Origin of the sequence: Nostoc sp. ChiQUE02 (assembly GCF_034531305.2) — a bacterium.
In the GTDB taxonomy this organism is placed as follows: Bacteria; Cyanobacteriota; Cyanobacteriia; order Cyanobacteriales; family Nostocaceae; genus Nostoc.
In genome coordinates this window covers 302,111-321,740 of record NZ_JAVRBN020000004.1, presented here as the reverse complement: position 1 = coordinate 321,740, position 19,630 = coordinate 302,111, and the positions used below count along the sequence as shown (strand labels likewise).

The 19,630-nt window shown below is 43.3% G+C and carries 14 protein-coding genes; 1 reads left to right on the top strand and 13 read right to left on the bottom strand.

The annotated features are described in order from the left end of the window. Positions 1–79 precede the first annotated feature (79 nt). From purB to RM347_RS06475, 12 genes are all read right to left on the bottom strand, one after another. Entirely contained in the window at positions 80–1,375 is a 1,296-nt protein-coding gene (purB, locus tag RM347_RS06530; protein ID WP_322717544.1) for an adenylosuccinate lyase, read from the bottom strand. A 40-nt stretch (positions 1,376–1,415) separates the two neighbouring features. Next, positions 1,416–1,973: a DUF421 domain-containing protein gene (locus RM347_RS06525; protein WP_322717543.1), complete on the bottom strand. Its 558-nt coding sequence runs from the start codon at positions 1,971–1,973 to the stop codon at positions 1,416–1,418. 149 nt (positions 1,974–2,122) lie between these two features. After that, positions 2,123–3,139, bottom strand: a complete 1,017-nt coding sequence (locus RM347_RS06520; protein ID WP_322717542.1) for a YihY/virulence factor BrkB family protein — start codon at positions 3,137–3,139, stop codon at positions 2,123–2,125. A 206-nt stretch (positions 3,140–3,345) separates the two neighbouring features. Next, the gene (locus RM347_RS06515) at positions 3,346–4,875 is read right to left on the bottom strand and encodes a YifB family Mg chelatase-like AAA ATPase (RefSeq protein WP_322717541.1); all 1,530 of its coding nucleotides are present in this window, start codon (positions 4,873–4,875) and stop codon (positions 3,346–3,348) included. A gap of 167 nt (positions 4,876–5,042) precedes the next feature. Next, positions 5,043–6,284 carry a pentapeptide repeat-containing protein gene (locus tag RM347_RS06510; protein ID WP_322717540.1) on the bottom strand — a complete coding sequence of 414 codons (1,242 nt, stop codon included), beginning with the start codon at positions 6,282–6,284 and terminating at the stop codon, positions 5,043–5,045. Between the two features lie 523 nt (positions 6,285–6,807). After that, a complete protein-coding gene (locus RM347_RS06505) occupies positions 6,808–8,775 on the bottom strand; it encodes a hybrid sensor histidine kinase/response regulator (RefSeq protein WP_322717539.1) in 1,968 nt (655 codons plus the stop codon). Continuing rightward, complete coding sequence (locus RM347_RS06500; protein ID WP_322717538.1) at positions 8,775–9,251, bottom strand: response regulator; 477 nt, start codon at positions 9,249–9,251, stop codon at positions 8,775–8,777. Before RM347_RS06500 ends, RM347_RS06505 begins: the two co-directional genes overlap by 1 nt. Further along, the gene (locus RM347_RS06495) at positions 9,248–12,004 is read right to left on the bottom strand and encodes a PAS domain S-box protein (RefSeq protein ID WP_322717537.1); all 2,757 of its coding nucleotides are present in this window, start codon (positions 12,002–12,004) and stop codon (positions 9,248–9,250) included. The genes RM347_RS06500 and RM347_RS06495 overlap by 4 nt, the downstream gene beginning before the upstream one ends. A gap of 4 nt (positions 12,005–12,008) precedes the next feature. Beyond that, complete coding sequence (locus tag RM347_RS06490) at positions 12,009–12,248, bottom strand: helix-turn-helix domain-containing protein (protein WP_322717536.1); 240 nt, start codon at positions 12,246–12,248, stop codon at positions 12,009–12,011. 376 nt (positions 12,249–12,624) lie between these two features. After that, entirely contained in the window at positions 12,625–13,569 is a 945-nt protein-coding gene (locus RM347_RS06485; RefSeq protein ID WP_322717535.1) for a pentapeptide repeat-containing protein, read from the bottom strand. 110 nt (positions 13,570–13,679) lie between these two features. Next, positions 13,680–15,155, bottom strand: a complete 1,476-nt coding sequence (locus tag RM347_RS06480) for a pentapeptide repeat-containing protein (protein ID WP_322717534.1) — start codon at positions 15,153–15,155, stop codon at positions 13,680–13,682. Positions 15,156–15,388: 233 nt separating this feature from the next. After that, positions 15,389–16,132, bottom strand: coding sequence for a pentapeptide repeat-containing protein (locus tag RM347_RS06475; RefSeq protein WP_322717533.1), 744 nt, complete (start codon positions 16,130–16,132; stop codon positions 15,389–15,391). A gap of 331 nt (positions 16,133–16,463) precedes the next feature. On the opposite strand from RM347_RS06475, the gene RM347_RS06470 reads away from it, so the two are divergent. Continuing rightward, entirely contained in the window at positions 16,464–17,663 is a 1,200-nt protein-coding gene (locus RM347_RS06470) for an FAD-dependent oxidoreductase (RefSeq protein WP_322717532.1), read from the top strand. A gap of 76 nt (positions 17,664–17,739) precedes the next feature. Here the strand turns inward: RM347_RS06470 and RM347_RS06465 are convergent, their stop codons facing one another. Further along, a complete protein-coding gene (locus RM347_RS06465; RefSeq protein WP_322717531.1) occupies positions 17,740–19,560 on the bottom strand; it encodes a tetratricopeptide repeat protein in 1,821 nt (606 codons plus the stop codon). Between the last annotated feature and the right edge of the window lie 70 nt (positions 19,561–19,630).

Genomic DNA, 19,630 nt, shown 5'->3' with positions numbered 1-19,630 from the left:
CTTTATTAGATTATCTGCGTATTTTTTGGGTAACAAGTTAGTAGTAAGCGCTTAAGCGCTCACTACAAGCAAATTAATTCTAAATTCCCAATCGTTGGTAAACTTCCTCTAAATGCTGAAGATGCTGCTGGGGGTCGAAACACACCTCTAATTCTGCTGGGGACAACTTTTGGGTAACACGCGGGTCTTTGCTAATCAAGTTCTGGAAGTTGCCTTCTGCTTTGTTCCAAGCGGCGTGAGCACTTTCTTGGACGATCGCATAAGCATCTTCTCGGCTGCTTCCCTTGTCTATTAAAGCCAGTAGCACTTTTTGGCTGAACACAACGCCGCCATAGCAGTTGAGATTCCGTTCCATGTTCTCAGGATAGACCAACAGGTTTTTGACCAAGTCGGTTATTTCTGACAACATAAAGTGGGTCAATGTGCAAGCATCTGGCAAAATTACCCGTTCTACAGAACTGTGGGAAATGTCCCGCTCATGCCAAAGAGCAACGTTTTCTAAAGCTGCACCGGCATGACTTCTGACGAGTCGCGCCATTCCCGTCAGCCGTTCCGAACGGATGGGGTTGCGCTTGTGTGGCATTGCCGAGGAGCCTTTTTGACCTTTGGCGAAGAATTCTTCAACTTCTAAAACGTCTGTTTTTTGGAGATTGCGAATTTCTACAGCAAAGCGTTCGATGGATGCGGCTACCAAAGCTAATTGTTGCACGTAGTCAGCGTGGCGATCGCGGGAAATAACTTGGGTTGAGGCCGTATCGGGTTTTAATCCGAGTTTTTGGCAAGCGATCGCTTCTACACGCGGTTCTACATTTGCATAAGTTCCCACTGCACCAGAAATCTTACCCACGGCAATAGTTTGGCGGAGTATTCTCAAACGTTCTTGGTGTCGCAACACTTCTGCTAACCAACCAGCTAGTTTGAAACCAAAAGTAATCGGTTCAGCGTGAATACCATGCGATCGGCCAGCCATCACTGTATGCCGATGTTCCCGTGCTTTTTGGCGAATTACCTGAATCAAATCTTCCAGACGTTGCAACAATATATCCAAACTGGCAACTAATTGCAGTGCTAAAGCTGTATCCAGTACATCCGAACTAGTTAAACCCAGGTGAATGTAGCGTCCGGCATCTCCCACATATTCATTGACATTTGTCAAGAAAGCGATGACATCGTGGCGGACTACAGCCTCAATTTCCAGCACCCGCTTTGGGTCAAAATCTGCCTTGGCTTTAATTTCTTCAACCGCCTCAGATGGAATGTAACCAAGTTCAGCTTGAGCCTCACAAACAGCAATTTCGACTTGCAGCCAAGTTTTTAGTTTATAGGCTTCACTCCACAGATTAGCCATTTCGGGCAAAGTATAACGCTCAATCACAGTTCGGCACAGAATACAACCGTCATATTTTACAGTCTAATTAATGTAGATCACTTTTTAATGCTACTTTTTGCTCAGGGACGGAACTAGTTTTTGAATCCGACGTGATGATACTAATCCTGCCGTCAGCTTCCATATATGCCAACTTGACATCAGCTAAAAATTCTACACCTTGCTGACGTAACTTGCTCATCAACTCATCATCTGTAATTAACTCTCGTTGCAGATGGCGCTCAATCATCCGACCATTTTTTACTAATAGCAGCGGTGGCGGATTCAGGAAACGTTGGAATTGAGGAAGTTTGTAACCCAACCAGTTGAGCAAGTAACTCCAAAAAATCACTGTTCCTACCAGGATAGCGCCTTCAGTAATCGAGGTGTAATTACTTGCCATAGCATTTTGAGCAGCTTCAGCAAATAGCACAACTACAAGTAAATCAGTAATTCCTAATGTCCCTAGTTGTCGGCTAGGAAGCAGACGTAACACTGAGAACAACGCTAAGTAAACCAGCGACCCGCGGATAATTAACTCAAAGACGCTGATGCTAGGAACAAAAATTGCCTGCCAATTGATATAAAACCATTTTTCTTTTAGCACTGATTTTCTCCTTTTTTCGATAGAATCTGGAAAAAATCCAGTATCAGGTTATTTATCTGTGGTCTTATTTCATAAAACTGACTTTTATTAGGAATTAGATACTTCAACATCTATCAGAGTTACAAACGTATAATCCCAGTATTCAGGGATTAAAATCGCTGATTTTTTCTTCTCTGTTTTAAACGCTTGGACTTCTTGAAAGGCTGGAACAAGCGATTAATAAAGCTAGAAGAAGGCTTTTTCTTAGTGGACGATTGCCCCGTTGGAGCCGTACCATTATATTCCGTGTTATCAGATAAAGGTATGGCATGTTTAGTTGGGGTTATACCGCTGCCGTACCTTCTGGCATAAACTTGGGTAAACTCCGCACCGAAGAAAAGAATCTGTGCGGCATAGTTAACCCAAGCTAAAATTACCACCAGTGAACCAGCTGCACCATAGGCTGAACCAAAACTGCCATTACCTAAATATTGTCCTAACAAAAATCTCCCGATAGAAAACAAAAAGGAGGTGAGCATAGCTCCAATTAGAACATCACTCCAACCAATTTTGACATCTGGTAGGACTTTAAAAATGAGTCCAAACAGGAAAGTAGTGATGGCAAAAGAGAGGATGAAATTGAAAATCTGCCAGAGGAAATCGACACCTGGCAGCAAGTTACTAAAGTATGTTACTAATGCTGCTAATACCGTACTAATTACCAGAGAAACTAAAAGTAAAAAGCCAATACCTATCACCATTGCAAAAGACAAAACGCGCAGGCGAATAATGTTAGTGACGCCGCGTCCAGGTTTCGGTTTCACTTCCCAAATCGTGTTGAGGGAATCTTGCAACTCGGTAAATAAACCAGTAGCACCTAAGAGCAAAACTACAATACTAATAATGGAAGCGATCGCTCCTGTTTGGGGTTTGTTAGCATTCTGAATAGCTGTTTGGATAAATGCTGCCCCTTCTGGACCGACTAAACCTTTAATTTGTCCAAAGATTTGACCTCTTGCCGCTTCCTCTCCAAATACTGCGCCTGCGATCGCAATTACAATAATTAGCAACGGTGCAATCGAAAAAATCGTGTAATAAGCTAACGCCGCCGCTAACCGTGAGGCTTTATCCTCACTCCATTCTTTAAACGTCTCTTGGAACAACTTCCAAATCGCCTGCAAATTCATTCAATCAGTCTCCTTATGGGATGTGGCTTAGTTCCTGATATATTGGATACTGATTTACTGAGTAACGGCATCCTCCGAAGGGAGTTTGTGCAGCGTTCTAGAGGAAGAATTTAGTAGAGTCTATACGGATAGCAATATGCTTCAGTCCCCTTGCGGGGATTTTTTTGGTTGAAAGCCGAAGAAATCGCCTCAGTCAAGTCAGAAAACTATTGCATTCTATCGATTGTGCGATATTGAATTGCTTCCGCCAAATGATTGGTTTTTAGCTCATCCTCTCCCGCCAAATCTGCAATAGTCCGTGCTACTTTGAGAATGCGATCGCTTGCTCTTGCCGATAAACCTAATTTTCTAATTGCTACTTCTAATAAATTGCGACTAGCATCATCTAGCTTGCACCATTCCTGGAGATGGCGACTTTGCATGTGGGCATTGCAACGCAAATTTGCTTCTTTTTGAAAGCGAGTAATTGCGCGATCGCTTGCTTGTTGAACCCGTTCGCGGACTGATGTTGATGTTTCTCCGGTAGGTTGTTGCGTAATCTCCTCTGGTTTCAAGCGATTCACTGCAACTTGTAAATCAATTCGATCCATCAATGGTCCAGAAAGCTTTGCCCAATATTGCTCGCGTTGGCGGGGAGAGCAAGTACATTGTTGGATAGTATCGCCATAGTAACCACAAGGACAGGGATTAGTACTTGCCACCAAAGTAAACTGTGCAGGAAACATTACCGATAACTTGGTGCGGGAAATTGTGACGTAGCCATCTTCCAAAGGTTGACGGAGAAATTCTAATACATCACGTTTAAACTCTGTTAATTCGTCAAGAAATAGTACACCTCTATGAGATAGTGAAATCTCTCCAGGACGAGGGAAGCTACCACCACCCACAAGAGAAGGCCCAGATGCCGAGTGGTGGGGACTGCGAAAAGGGCGATCGCGTACCAATGAACCGCGATTTTTCAATAAACCAGCCACCGAATGAATGCGAGTCACTTCCAAAGATTCGGCAAAGCTCAAGGGTGGTAAGATTCCTGGTAAGCGCCGTGCTAGCATGGTCTTCCCACTACCAGGCGGCCCGACAAAAATTAGATTATGCCCACCAGCAGCAGCAATTTCTAAAGCACGACGTGCATGAGCCTGTCCTTTCACATCATGCAAATCTGCACCAGGGTAAGATGCTTTTGTCATCTCCACTGTACTATCCACCTGCACAGGTTTGTAACGCCCCGGATTATTTAAAAAATTCACCACATCAGACAGATGTTTACAGCCGTAAACAGCCAAGCCTTCAACTACTGCTGCTTCTTGGGCATTATCAGCAGGGAGAACTAAACCTGCAATTCCCATATTTTGGGCAGCTGCTGCGATCGGCAATACACCAGCCACTGGACGCAAACTGCCATCCAAAGAGACTTCGCCCAAAAATAGATAATCCCCCAACAAATCAGCGCTAACTTGCTCAGAAGCCGCCAAAATTCCCACACTAATAGGCAAATCGAAACAGGGGCCTTCTTTGCGTAAATCTGCCGGAGTTAAATTAATTACTATCTTTCGCATCGGAAAGGCAAAGCCAGCATTTTTCAAAGTTGCCTTGACTCTTTCTCTTGATTCTTGAATCGCTGAATCTGGCAGTCCCAAGACAACAATTCCCGGTAATCCCCCTGACACATCGACTTCCACACCTACTTTGACGGCATCGATGCCCACAATTGATGCACTCCAGACTCTGGCAAGCATTTCTTATATAACAGTAAACCAATAGACATCTCTAGCAAATGAGTTGATAGATTGGCATTAGTAAAACTACAGAGACGATTTTTCTAAATATTAAAGACGATAGGGACGCATAGCTATGCATCCCTATCGTGTAATCAAGTTTTAGCTGGTGAGACTTTAGCTTTTTGTTACCGCCAGTGTTGGGGTATTTTCAGATTTTCCGGTAGGATTGTTGTGCGATCGCCAATTGCTTGTTCAATCTGCTGTAATTCTAGATTTTCTGAGCCACTTAAGTTGGCTCCACAGAGGTTAGTTTCTTGGAGATTAGCTTCTTGGAGGTTAGCTGTACTAAGTAATACACTTCCTAAGTTAGCTCCAGCAAGTTTTGCCCTTTGCAAGTTACTGCCAATCAGGTTCGCATCTTGGAGATTGCTACCCTCGAAGTTGACTTCTTCCAAGTTAGCATCACAAAGGATTGCTCCTTCTAAATTGGCATCACAAAGGATTGCTCCTTCTAAGTTGGCATCACAAAGGATTGCTCCTTCTAAGTTGGCATCATAAAGGATTGCCTTAGAGAGGTTCGCTTTTCTGAGGACTACGCCTTGGAGATTGGCTTCTGGGAGGATTGCTTTAGAGAGGTTGGCTTGATAGAAGATTGACCCACAAAGATAGGTTACCGATAAGTCTGCCTCAGAGAGATTTGCTCGGGTAAAATTGACCCATTGCAAGTTAGCTCCTCCAAGAATTGCTCTGGAGAGGTTAGCTTCTGTTAAGTCTGCATTACTGAGGTCTGTATTGCGTAAATCTAGTTTTTGATTTACCGGATCTTTATGTGAATCACGCCGTCCAATGACAGTTAAGGCTGTTTGAATATCTGTAGGAAGTTTTGATGACTCCTGTAACTCGTCCTCATATTTTTGATTCACTGGGGCATTCTCGCGGATGAAAGCAGCGAGGATTTCCATGATTGTCCAATGGTCTTTCGGAGAATCCTTAGCAATTCGTTCTAAAGCATAAATTGCGGCAAATCGCGTTTCAATCTTTTCATTTCCCAGTTGTTCAATTGCTTTAGAAAAGCGTTCAGGAACAATTTCTTGTGGAGTTGGTTGTGTGTAATTGATACAAGTTCCGATGTTTTTATCCCAAGCTAGTGTCCCAGCAAGGAGTTGGGTTAACAGGCTCTGATTCTCGTCCAGAGAGAGTCTAGAAGTATAGTAAGCATTAATTATTAATGCTAATCCCCCAATGATAATGGCAAGAGTTGTTAATGCTTGCGTGATGTATTCAATTTTTTCTTGAGTTGAAAATCCTTGAATATATTCAAAAAATGAGAAAATTAAAGTTAATGATAAAATAAATATAACTGAGATAAATACCAACAAGGTCGTGAGTCCATTTGTTTTTATGAAAGATATGTCATAAGTCTTCATATCTGACTCCTTACGGATAGAAATTTAGGTTGATTCTAAGAGCATCCGTAAAGTTATGATAGGGTACAAACACGGATAAAATTGACTTATTATTAAATCTTCTACATAAAAATCATCTATATAGTAATTCTATTTTATTTGTGAAAGACCCAAGTTTAGAAGCCCGACATCTATTGCAAGCCGTGGATTTCATCATTTACTAATGATTAAGTAACGCTATATAACAATACGGTTTAGTTAGGGCTAAAAACTAAAACTGGCGTAGATTGGGTTTAGGAACGAAACCCAACATTATCAAGGCTTTGTTGGGTTTCGCTGTTGCTCAACCCAAGCGTTTAGGGCTATATAAATCTTTGATAAGACAATAAACCTTTTATCAGAACACGCAGTTGGTACACAACATTTTTATGCATGAACCGGAGGTATTCCAGGCAATTGAAAACGCCATATTACCTATGAAGAATAGTTTAAAATCTGTAACATTAACGAGCTTGATCTAATTACCCAGGTTGATTGCAAACACCTAAGTAGATTGGACTAAATTAGAAATCGCCATGAGCAAATCCTCTGGTGCAACAGGTTTAACGATGTGCTGTTGAAACCCTGCTTTTAGTGCTTGCTGGTGATTGATTTCACCTGCATAAGCAGTCAGAGCGATCGCTGGCATCTGTTTTCCCCCTGCTGCTGCTTCTAGATTCCGCACCTGTTGCATCAGCATATAGCCGTTCATCTCTGGCATCCCAATATCGCTGAGTAAGATGTCTGGCTTTGACTGTTTTAGCGCTTGTAATGCTTCATCGCCTGATGCTACTGCGGTGACGATCGCACCAAACTGCTCCAGCACAAAGCTGAAAAAGTCGCGGGTATCAGCATTGTCATCCACAATCAGAACTTGTACACCCTTGAGGGGAGAAGAGGTAAAAGCGACAGTTGAGGAATCAATATTTATGTCATCCTTGATTGTTGCACCGTCTTTGATCAGCGGTAACCTAACTGTGAAGATCGCTCCTCGATCCTCGCCAAGACTTTCGGCCCAAATCGTTCCACCATGCATCTCAATCAAGTGACGAGCGATCGCTAAACCTAACCCTAGTCCACCAAACTTTCTAGTTGTTGTACTATCACCCTGACGGAAATAGTCAAACACATGAGGTAGGAAGTCAGGGTGAATGCCCTTACCTGTATCGCTGACGGTAATTTGAGCTTGATCGTCGATGCACTCCAATCGCACATTTACTTGTCCCCCAGTTGCTGTGAACTTGATAGCATTCGATAAAAGGTTCCAGAGGACTTGTTGTAAGCGAACTGAATCACCCAAAACTCTCCCCACAGTCGGCTCAAGCATCGTTTCTATCTGAATGCTTTTAGCTTCTGCTGCCAAACGCACTGTTTCTATTGCTGCTTTAATAGTGGATGCTAGATTGACTGGAAACATGTTGAGATTGAGTTTGCCTTGGAGGATGCGAGAAACATCCAGCAAGTCTTCAATTAGTTCAGCTTGTAATTTGGCATTGCGTTCAATAGTTTCCAGTGCTTTTTTAAGCGAAGTCTCATCAAATTTACGGCTCTGCAACAGTTTTGCCCAACCGAGAATCGGATTTAGCGGCGATCGCAATTCATGGGAAAGTACCGCCAGAAACTCATCTTTGATGCGGTTAGCAGCTTCTGCTTCCTCCCTGGCTCTTTTCTCAAGTTGCAAAAGGCGATCGCGTTCTTCTTCCGTGCGTTTGCGATCGGTGATATCAGTTAACATAGCGATCGCACCTAAGAACTCATTTTGTTCACCAAAAATCGCTCTAGCAGAAATCAGTGTCCAGATATACGAACCATCCTTGCAGCGCAATCGACCTTCTTTAAGATCGCTTCCTTCTCGCTTCAGCCACTCCAATTTCTCTTGGGCTGCGATATCATCAGCCCGATCCATAAAATCAAACATGGAACGACCAAGTATTTCTTCTGCCGGATAGCCCAACATCTGTGACAACCGCTGATTCACATACTCCGTTCGGATTTGAGAGTCAATCATCCAGATTCCCTCATAAGAGGTATCAACAATTCTGCGATACCTGGCTTCACTCTTCTGTAAAGACTCCTCTGCTTGCTTGCGCTCACGCCGCTCCTTAGCTTCCCGCAATGCCCGTTGCACCGAGGGAATTAACCGCCCTAGTCGTTGCTTTAATACATAATCGGTTGCCCCATTCTTCAAAGCTTCGATCGCTAATTCTTCACCCAGCACGGCAGAGACAAAGATAAAAGGAACCTCAGGAGTGCGATTTCGGGCAATTTCCAAGGCAGAAATTCCATCAAAAGATGGCAGGGCATAATCGGCAAGAATTAAATCGAAAGTCTCTGCTTCTAGAGCAGCTAGGAAATCAGCACCGGTTTCGACTCGGATCAGTTCGCAATTAATTCCCCCTTCGCTTAATATCATTTGGGTAAGCTCTGCATCTAACAGGCTGTCTTCCAAAAGGAGGAAACGGAGGACATTCATCACTTGCTCTCCTGTTGACGATGAGGTGCCGGCGGTAGAGCACCAACGGGAGGCTGATTGATCACTGCCCAAAATAGTCCAACACCCTTAATAGAATCGACAAAATCATGATAATCTACTGGCTTCACAACATAGGCATTCACCCCTAACTCGTAGCATCGAACTAGGTCAGGTTCCTCGCGGGAAGAGGTGAGTACCACAACTGGAATTACTCGCATGACTGGGTCAGATTTGAGTTCTGCTAAAACTTCTAGTCCATCGATTTTAGGTAGTTTCAAATCGAGCAGCACTACAACAGGATACCCTTCCATTCGCAAGCGAAACAAACCCCGGCGATAAAGATAATCCAGTGCTTCTTCTCCATCACGTACGACCACAACTTCGTTGGCAAGATGGTTTTCCGACAAGGCAGCCAATATTAATTCTGCATCGTTGGCACTGTCTTCAATTAGCAGAATTCGCTTGAGTTCTTTCATTCACTCTCCTTTGTAAACAACTTAGGCAGCGAGAAATAAAAGGTGGCTCCACTGTCAACTACAGCCTCTGCCCAGACTCGACCGTTATGTCGATGAATTATGCGTTGCACGTTTGCCAAACCAACACCTGTGCCTTCAAATTGTGGGTCGCTATGCAGGCGTTGAAATACTCCGAATAGCTTGTGAACATATTGCATATTAAAGCCTACGCCGTTATCTTGTACAAAAAAGACAACTTCGTTTTCATTGTCAGTACTTCCAACAGTAATTTCTGCTGGGTTTCGAGTCTGGGTATATTTTACGGCATTGCCCATCACGTTGCGAAGCACAAGCCGCAGCATGGAGGGGTCACCCTGCACTTCTAGTAGTGAATCGATGTGCCAATGGATTATCCGTCCTGGGGTTTCTGCGATCAAATCGCGTTTTACTTCTTGTACCAATTCCTCCATATTGAGGTTGATGTAGCGCATTTCAGTGCGCCCCATCCGAGAAAATGTCAGCAACTCATCAATCAGTATTCCTGCTTGTTTTGCAGTTTCTGAAATTATTTTCAAATAGCGCTGACTCGTTTCATCTAAGCTGGTTGAGGTATGGCGCTTCTGAAGCAATTCTATAAATCCGCCGATGTGGCGAAGCGGTGCTCGCAAGTCGTGAGAGACTGAATAAGAGAAGGATTCGAGTTCCTTATTGGCAGCTTCGAGTTGGACAGTGCGCTCTTGAATCCTTTGCTCCAGCATTTCGTTCAGTTGTTGCAGGGCAGCTTCGGCAACTTTGCGATCGTGAATGTCACTGGCGATGCCCACCCACTTGATAATCTTTCCCACTGCATCTCGAAATGGCAAACCCCGCACAATATGCCAACGATAGCTACCATCAGAAACTCGACGGAAGCGAATTTCTACTTCGTAGTCTGTGGCGTTAGTAACAGCCTCCCTCGAAGTTTTAAAGACGCGATCGCGGTCATCGGGGTGAATGACATAAATCCAGCCATAGCCAGCGGTCTGCTCCATTGTCAGTCCGGTAAAGTCTAACCAGTATTGATTGCAATAGGTAATACCACCATCGCTATCGCCCATCCAAATAGCCTGCGGTGACACTTCCGTTAAAATTCGGTATCGCTCCTCACTGTCACGCAACGCTGCTTCTGCCTGCTGGCGATCGCGTAGCGCAGCTTGCTGTTCGCTGATATCAGTGATCAATGCCGCATACCCTTCAACAATTCCCTGTCTATTAAACTGGGGAACGTAAATAGCATTAATGTAACGTGTGCCACCATCTTTATAAGGAACTTGACTTTCAAAAGTGGCCTGCTCTCCTGCCAGTACTTGTTCCACATAAGGACGAAGCACTTCATAAGCGGATTCACCCAAAACTTCCCAAAGATGCTTCCCATAAACTTCTGCCGCCGGATGCCCAAACCATTCTTCATAGGCTCGATTGTTGAAGCGGTAGCGTTGTTCTGAATCTACAAAGGTAATTAGAACTGGCAACGTATCTGTAATCAAGCGAAGTTCTGTTTCTCGTTGTTGCAGTGCTTCCTCTGTGAGCTTACGGTTGGTGATATCGCGCCAGCAATCTATTGCACCAATAATTTCACCTTCGGAATCCCGAATTGGTACTACATTGGCGATCGCTGTAATTGTAGTACCATCTGGACGTTCAATGATGCATTCTTCATCGTGGATCGTTTCACCATAGCGCGTAGCACGGTATAAAGGTAGTTGCTCCAAGGTGAGGGGCGTTACACCATCAGCCTGGAACAGACCGTAGGACTGAACGTAGTCGCCAGAAGACATGCCAACGAGAGATTCACTCGGTCTGCCTAAAAGCTCTTGTGCGAGTTTGCTGTTAGCGATGATTGGGAAATCAGGGGGGCCACCAGTGATAGTAATTCCCTCTGGGACGTGTTCTAGGAGCATTTGCAAAATGCTCTGGGCAACTTCTGCTTGGCGGGAGCGAAGTTGGGCTTTTGCTTCGGCTTGTTTGCGTTCACTTAAGTCAAGAACAAAACCAATGATTGTCCTATCTCCCTGTTTAGCAAAGCCAAGTAGGACGGGAACTAAAGAACCGTCTTTGCGGATATATTCCTGCTCAAAGGGCTTACAACTCCCAGTAATTGTAAGTTCTTGAATTGATCGCTCACTCACTTCAATGTATTCGAGTGGAACGATCTCACCCCAGCGGATTCGACCAGAGCGCAAATCCTCGCGGGTATAATTAAGCATTAGTAGAAGGGCATCATTGGCTTCAATAATTAAGCCGTTCAGATCAGCTACAATCACCCCAATAATATTGGACTCTATTAAGCGACCAAACCGTGCCTCGCTTTCGCGTAGTGACTTCAGGCTTTCCTCAGCTTGCCGTTGGGCTGTGCGGCGTGATTCGTTAAGCGAGCTGATTAACCCTGCTGTCAGCATGAACACTAGCAAGGGAACTACAACATTCAAATTTGTAATGTTTTGCGGAGAGAGTGGCTTAAAAAAGAAGTAATTGACTGCCAAAGTAGACAAAACGGTTGCAAGTAACCCTGGTCCTAAGCCACCGTACCAGGCACTCACCATCACCGCAGCAAAAAACAGCGCCGCAGGCGTTGGGGTGAGATATGGAGTTAGTAGCAGAGTTGCCCGCAGTGCTAAGGCAACGGATAAGAAAGCAACACCATAGTGCAGCAGTTTCTCCTGGATGAATGCGCCCTTGTCTCTACCACCAGCAAAGATGTTTTGGGGTTCAGATGCCCTCACCTTACGACTCATAACCCTACTCTGCTTCTGGGAAATACTGATTTAGCAGTCTTTTGCCGGGTTCACCCATCTTTCGTAACATTTCTTCTATTAGTTTTAGCGCTATCCGCGAAGGCAGTGTATGCCCGTTCTCCCAACGATTGACTGTTTTGAAGGAAACTCCTACTTTAGCAGCAAACTGTTTCTGAGAAAGATTAAGTTGCTGCCGAAGCTCTCGAATTAAATCTAAAATTTCCAGCCGCTTTGTTACAGACATCTCCTTTTCCTATTCCTATAGAATGACTAGGATAGGACACGTGTCCTGTTGTTTATCTCCTGCTTAGGAAATATTTCTAAGGTTATACTAGTAAACCGGGTTTTGCTGTCACTCTAGCTAACCTTGTATCTTAAAAAAGGTCATCGTTGAGGTTCAGAAGGTCATCGTTGAGGTTCAGAAGGTCATCGTTGAGGTTCAGAGGGTCAACGTTGAGGTTCAGAGGGTCAACGTTGAGGTTCAGAGGGTCAACGTTGAGGTTCAGAGGGTCAACGTCGAGGTTCAGAGGGTCAACGTCGAGGTTCAGAGGGTCAACGTCGAGGTTCAGAGGGTCAACGTCGAGGTTCAGAAGGTCAAGTTTCAGTATCTAAAGGCGAACTTAAGTGTTCCAATGTTCGGGTAGTTCAATATCTTCCGGTAGGATAGTTGTGCGATCGCCTTTTGCCGATTCAATCTGCCGTTGTACTAGGTTTTTGGCTCCCGTGAGGTATGCCCCTTGCAGATTAGCTTTTGCGAAGTTTGCCCCTTGCAGGTTGGCTATTATGAAGTATGCCCCTTGGAGGTTGGCTTCTGCGAGGTATGCCCCTTGCAGGTTGGTTTTTGCGAGGTTTGCCCGTTGCAGGTTGGCTTTTGCGAGGTATGCCCCTTGCAGGTTGGTTTCTGCGAGGTTTGCCCCTTGCAGTTTGGCTAGCCTGAGGTCTGCTTCCTTGATATTGACATTACGTAAATCCAGGCTCTGATTTTCTGGGTCATTCTCAGACTTGCGCCGTCCAATTACGGTAAGGGCTGCTTGAATATCTATGCGAATTTTTGGTGATTTCTGCTGATCTTCTTGCAAAGGTACATTCTGTCGTACAAAAGCTGTAAGCACTTCCATGATTGTCCAGTGATCATCTTTGGAATCTTTGGCAATTCGCTCTAGAGTATAAATTGCCCCCAATCGCGTTTCAATCTTTTCATTTCCGAGCTGTTCAATAGCCTTTGCAAAGCGTTCTGTGATTTGCTTGTCTTGTGCTATTTGAGCATTTTTTAAAGCAGCTTTAGCGCTGTCATTGGCAGCTAAAGCACTTTTATCCATAGCCTCCCAACGCTTGGCTGCATAGAAAGCATTGATTAATACTGCAAATCCACCGAAAATTGTCCCAAGAGTTGTTAAAACTTTAGCTCCATAATCTAACCTTTGCTTTATTTCCAAGCCTTTATTATTTAAAAATGCAAAATCAGAAAATAAAAATATCAAGGTAACCGCAATTAAAAAGACGATAAATATAACAGCTAGAATTATCAACCAAACCTTAAGTGTGTCTCTATTATTATCAGACATAGCCTTAGTCTTCCTCATCTCCAGAATAGGGAAAAACTATAGCATTAAGAAAAAACGGTAGAATGCGCCCAAATAACTAATCCCAAATAACCAATTGATGCTGTAGTAACTTAACCAGACTGCCGCCAATGTGTCGGTGCTTCGATATAATCAGGTAGACGAGTGGTGCGATCGCCAAGTGCGTCTCTAATCTGCTGCAACTCTAAGTTTTTAGCCCCTGTCAAAATTGTTCCTTCCAGCTTGACATCACTGAGGTTAGCTTGGGAGAAGTTAGCTCCCATCAGGTTTGCCTGAGTCAGGTTAGCTTGATAAAAGCTTGCCCTATATAGGTTTGCTCCGATGAGGTTAGCCTGATACAGGTCAGCTTCCGTTAAGCTCGCTTGTGAGAGGTTGGCAAAATAGACTTCTGTTTGGTGGAGTTTGGCTGCATTCAAGTTAGCCCCAGAAAGGTTAGCTCCATTCAAGTTAGCCCCTGAGAGGTTAGCACCAATCAAACCCGTCGTATGCAGGTTAGCTTTCCCCAGTTTTGCTCCTTGCAAGTTAGCTAAAAACAGCTTTGCTCCAGAGAGATTGGCGACTTTTAAGGTCGCTTGTTGCAAGTTAACTTTATAAAGGTTCGCTCCCTGTAAATTAGCTGAACGCAGACTTGCTCCAGAGAGGTTAGCTGAACGCAGGTTTGCTCCAGAGAGGTCGGTACGATTCAGGTTAGCCCAACAAAGGTTGGCTCCACATAAGCTAGCTTTTTGTAATTTAGTTTCATAGAGAATAGACCTAACGAGTTTAGCGCCGTTGAGGTCTGCTTCACTCAAGTCAGCCCCACGCAGGTCAGCCCCACTCAAGTCAGCCCCCCGTAGGTCTGCTTGTTGCAGGTTAGCTTTTAGCAGGTCAGCCCCTCTAATATCAGTGTGACGTAAATCAAGTTTCTGATCTTTTGGGTCTTCGAGTAAATTACGCCTTCCAATAACAGTTAAGGCTGCTTGAATATCGGTACGTATTTTTGGCAATTCTTCATGGAAGTTTTGCTCCAACTGCTGTGTCGGACGCGACCCGCCTCGACGCCGACTTGAGTAAACTGCTCCTTGATATTCCGGCTTTTGTTGCTCTGCTTTTACCTGCTGGATAGGTGCATTCTCTCGCACAAAGGCAGTGAGGATTTCCATGATTGTCCAGTGTTCTTTGGGAAAATCCTGAGCAACTCTTTCTAATGCATAAATTGCGCCTGTTCGGGTTTCAACTTTTTCATGACCAAGCTGGGCAATTGCTCCCATAAAGCGTTCTGCAATCAATCTGTCTTGATTGAGTTTTGCATTTTGAATACCAATTTCGAGGTTTTTCTCAGCTGCGATCGCATTTTTCTGCATCGCTTGGGCACGCCTTGCTGCATAATAAGTATTAAACATTGCTGCCGATGCTAGAAAAACTATTGCAGTAGTTGTTAATGCTTGGTTTCTATACTGAATTTTTTCCTGGATTGACAATTCTTTAATATTAGACAATACGAAAAAAATTACAGTCAATGAGAAGCCAAATAAAACTGTTATGGTTATTAACCAATTCAAAAGAGCGTCTGTCTTTTTAGAAGACATGGTAAAGATTTTCCTTACAACCTAGAATTATTACTTAGATGTTGGGGAAAAATAGTATAGCATCTAGCAGAAAATTATAATAGGTGTCAAGACACTCATTGAGCTAGGCAATTATATCGAATATACTCGTATATTACGACATAAATAACCAGCTATTTCAAAACAATGAAACGCTTACGCTACAAAAATTACGAAATACGCTAGCGAGTCATTGAGCATTATTACCGATTATTTCACTCAGAGAATTTGGTTTCTCTCAGGTTTGCCCCATCGAGGATAGCATCCTTGAGAATTGCTCTATCCAACCTAGCTAGATATAAACTTGCACGATACAGGTTAGCTCCTTCGAGGTTAGCTCCTTCGAGGTTGGCTGCACTAAGGATTGCCCCTTCGAGGTTGGCTAGATATAAATTAGCTCCTTCGAGGTTAGCTGCACTGAGAATTGCCCCAGCAAGATTAGCTTCTCTGAGATTAGCCCCAGCAAGATTAGCTTGATAGAGATTTGTATGTTTTAGGTTCGCCTTATTTAGATTTGCCCCTCTCATATCCGTGTGACTCAAATCAAGTTGCTCATTTTCTGGGTCTTTGTTTACATCTCTTCTAGCAATAACGGTAAGGGCTGCTTGAATATCTGCACTAACTTTTTCCTTGAGGTTGCTCGTTACTTCTTCTTGGGGTATGTAAAGAGAATTTTCTCGTACAAAAGTAGTAAGAATCTGCATGATTATCCAGTGGTACTGTGGATGATTTTGGGCAATTTGCTCTAAATCATTAATTACAGCTAGACTGGTTTCTATCGTTTTATTCCCCAGTTGTTCAACTGCTATTCTTAAACGTTGTTTTGACGACTGATGTTGAGGTTGGTAAATTTTTTTCTGTAAATCATCTATCCACAGGCATAATCTTGATAGGTGACTGTTATTTTTCGGTAAAATATTTTTCATTGCATGAACAGCATCAATAATTACTGTCAACATCTTTCAAGAATCACACTAGGTTTAAAAAATTTAGTCCCGTATGCTATCGTTTCATACATACTCAATATTTGAATATGCTAATGCGGCAAACAAAATAGAGAACATAACTGTTGAGTAAGTAAACATCAACGTATATGCTTGCTGCTTACCTTCCTCAATCATTAGTTGTACTCACTACTATTCATTATTCACAATCAATTAACCCAGATCATGATGATTTTGATTGATACTTCATCAGTGATAGAGCAGTCATAAATCATTTGTGGAAAACTAATACTGATAAAGCAATACAGTTCAGTTAACTCAAATAGAATTGCGATTAAGTACTTGAATGCAGCAAAACTTACAGCCGACAGTTAAAGACTTAGTGCTGATTGGTGGCGGTCACAGCCATGCGCTTGTCCTGAAAATGTTTGGAATAAAGCCTTTACCCGGAGTCCGTTTGACGTTGATTACCGCAGCCAAAAAGACAGCCTACTCTGGAATGTTACCAGGACACATTGCCGGATTTTACAGCCACGATGAATGTCATATTGACTTACGACCTTTAGCAAAGTTTGCTCAAGCACAATTATATATTGACAGAGTAGTTGCCCTAGATTTGAAAAACAACAAAATTCTTTGTGCTAACGGTCTTGTGGTAGATTTTGATGTGCTGTCTATTGATATTGGCAGCACACCGGCCACAGTGTCTGTATCAGGTGCAGCAGAATATGCGATCGCAGCTAAACCAGTATCGCAGCTATTGGAACATTGGTATGAACTAATTGAAGCTGTAGGTAAAAATCCTCAAGAACTAATTAGTATTGCGATTGTAGGTGGTGGCGCGGGCGGTGTAGAATTGGCGCTGTCGATGCAATCTCATTTACATCGGATTTTACGTCAAACTCAACAACCAATTCAAAATCTGGAAATTCATTTATTCCAGCGTGGACAAGAACTGATGTCCAATTACCATCAATCAGTGCGGCATCAAATTCAGCAAATTCTTACTGAGCAAGGTATTAAGCTTCATCTTGGAGAAACTGTGTGTAAAATTGCACCTAAAACACACAATGAAGCTAAAGAAGTATTTGAGATTAAATGCAAATCTGGTTTAACAGTAGAGTGTAATAAAATTTTTTGGGTAACACAAGCTTCAGCACCTGAGTGGTTAAAAACCGCTGGAATAGGAACTGATGAGCAAGGCTTTATTTTGGTAGAGGACACGTTGCAATCTCAAACGCACCCGCAGATATTTGCTGCTGGTGACATTGCCACAATGGTAAATTATCCCCGTCCAAAAGCTGGGGTGTTTGCTGTTAGGCAAGGTAAACCTTTATTTGAGAATTTGCAGCGATTTTTGTTAGGCAAGCCGCTCAAACCCTATAGACCACAGAAACAATATTTGAGTTTAATTGGTACAGCAGACGGACGAGCAATAGCAATCAGAGGCACTTTTACTTTACCACCTCACAAGCTCTTGTGGCATTATAAAGATTGGATTGACCGCCGCTTCATGGAACGCTTTCACTTTGAAAAAAACGAGTGATATTATGTCGCTTGAATCTTATTAAACCCGGAGAACCCCACCCCGCCTGCGGGGAGGGGTTAGGGGTGGGATTCTTTTATTGAAGTTGTTCAATTAGCTCAATGATTTGTTGATAATATTGGATATTTCCTTCTTGGTAATACAAGTCTGCGGATTTTTGGAAATCGGCAATTGCTGCTTGAATGTCTCCCAGATTGTGGTAGACATCTGCTCGAAGGATGTAAGCAGAAGCCCAATTAGGCTGACGCTGTAAGGCTTGGTTTAAGTCTGCAAGCGCTCCTTGTAAGTCTTTTAATAAAGAACGGCTACGACCCCGATTGAACCAGTCTTCAGCAAAGCTGGGGTCGATCGCGATCGCTCGGCTGTAATCTTCTATTGCTCCTTGATAATCTTCTACGGCATAGCGAGCATTCGCGCGATCGCTGTAAAATGCAGCAGATTGGGGATTGATTTGCAAGGCTTGGGTGTAGTCTGCGATCGCACTTTCATATTCTTCTAAAGCATAGTGGGTAGAACCTCGGTTGTAATATGCTTCAATTAAATTAGGATTAATTTTTAATGCTTGGTTATAATCTGCGATCGCGCCGTGTTCATCTCCTAAAAGACGACGAGCATTTCCCCGATTGCAGTACGCTTGAGAAAAATCAGGAACAAGCTCTATGGCTTGGGTGTTATCATCAATTGCTCCTTGTAAATCTTGCAGTGCTTCACGGGCAATACCCCGACCATAATAAGCTGCGGCTAAGTTATCATTAATCTGCAATGCTCGATCGTAATCTTTAATTGCTCCTTTATGATCTCCTAAAGAACGACGAGCCGCCGCGCGATCGCAATATCCTTCAGCTAAATTAGGATTGAGTTGTAATAGGCGATTGCTATCTTCAATTGCACCTTGATAATCTCCCAATCTACGACGAGCATTAGCCCGAAAGCCGTATACTAAAGCTAAAGTCGGATTTTCTTTTAACGCTTGGTCATAATCTGCGATCGCTCCTTCATAGTCCTCAAGAGTACTACGGACAAGACCTCGTTCACAATAGGCTTGCACATCATCAGGATTCAATTTTAATGCTTGGTTGAAATCCTCAATTGCTCGGTGATATTCTTTGAGGTGAGCAAGAACTAGACCCCGATTGTAGTATGCTCCAGCAAAGCTAGGGTTGATTTCTAAGGCGCGGTTGTAATCTGCGATCGCACTTTGATAATCTGCTAAAGCGTAGTAGGCATTGCCTCGGTTATGATGAGCCTCCGCCAAGTTAGGATCTAATTTTAATGCTTGGTTATGGTCAGCGATCGCTTCGGGATAATTTCCTAAAATATGATGAATATTGCCCCGATTGCTGTAAGCTGCGGCAAAATTGGGATGCCACTGTAAAGCTTGCTGAAAATCTGCGATTGCTCCTTGATGATCGCCTCGTTCAAAACGATTTACACCCCGATTATGATAGGCATTAGCAATATCAATATTGATATTATCAGCTAATTGGGTACTCATTTCTATAGTTTGGATATAACCTGCGATCGCTTTGTCGTAGTTTTCCAAAGCAAAGTAGGCATTTCCCCGGCTGTGGTAAGATTGCGCCAGATTGGGATCTAATTGTAATGCTGCGTTATGATCTGCGATCGCTCCTTCGTAATCTGCTAAAAAATAACGAGCATTAGCTCGGTTGCCATAGGCTGTGGCAAAATTGGGATTGATTTTGATTGCGCGATTGAAATTGGCGATCGCAGTGCGATAATCTTTGAGTTGATCGCTTAAAATCAGCCCTAGATTATGGTAAGCTTCGGCATAGTCAGGATTTAGCTTGATTGCTTGGGTGTAAGCTGCGATCGCAGCTTGATAGTCCCCTTGCAAATAGTAGTTTAATCCTTGGTTAAAAAAATCTTCAGTATTCATATAATTTTTTTTGGCTTTTGACATTCTCTAGCCTAAAGCATTAGGATTGCTAACGATATGTTTTGAAAAT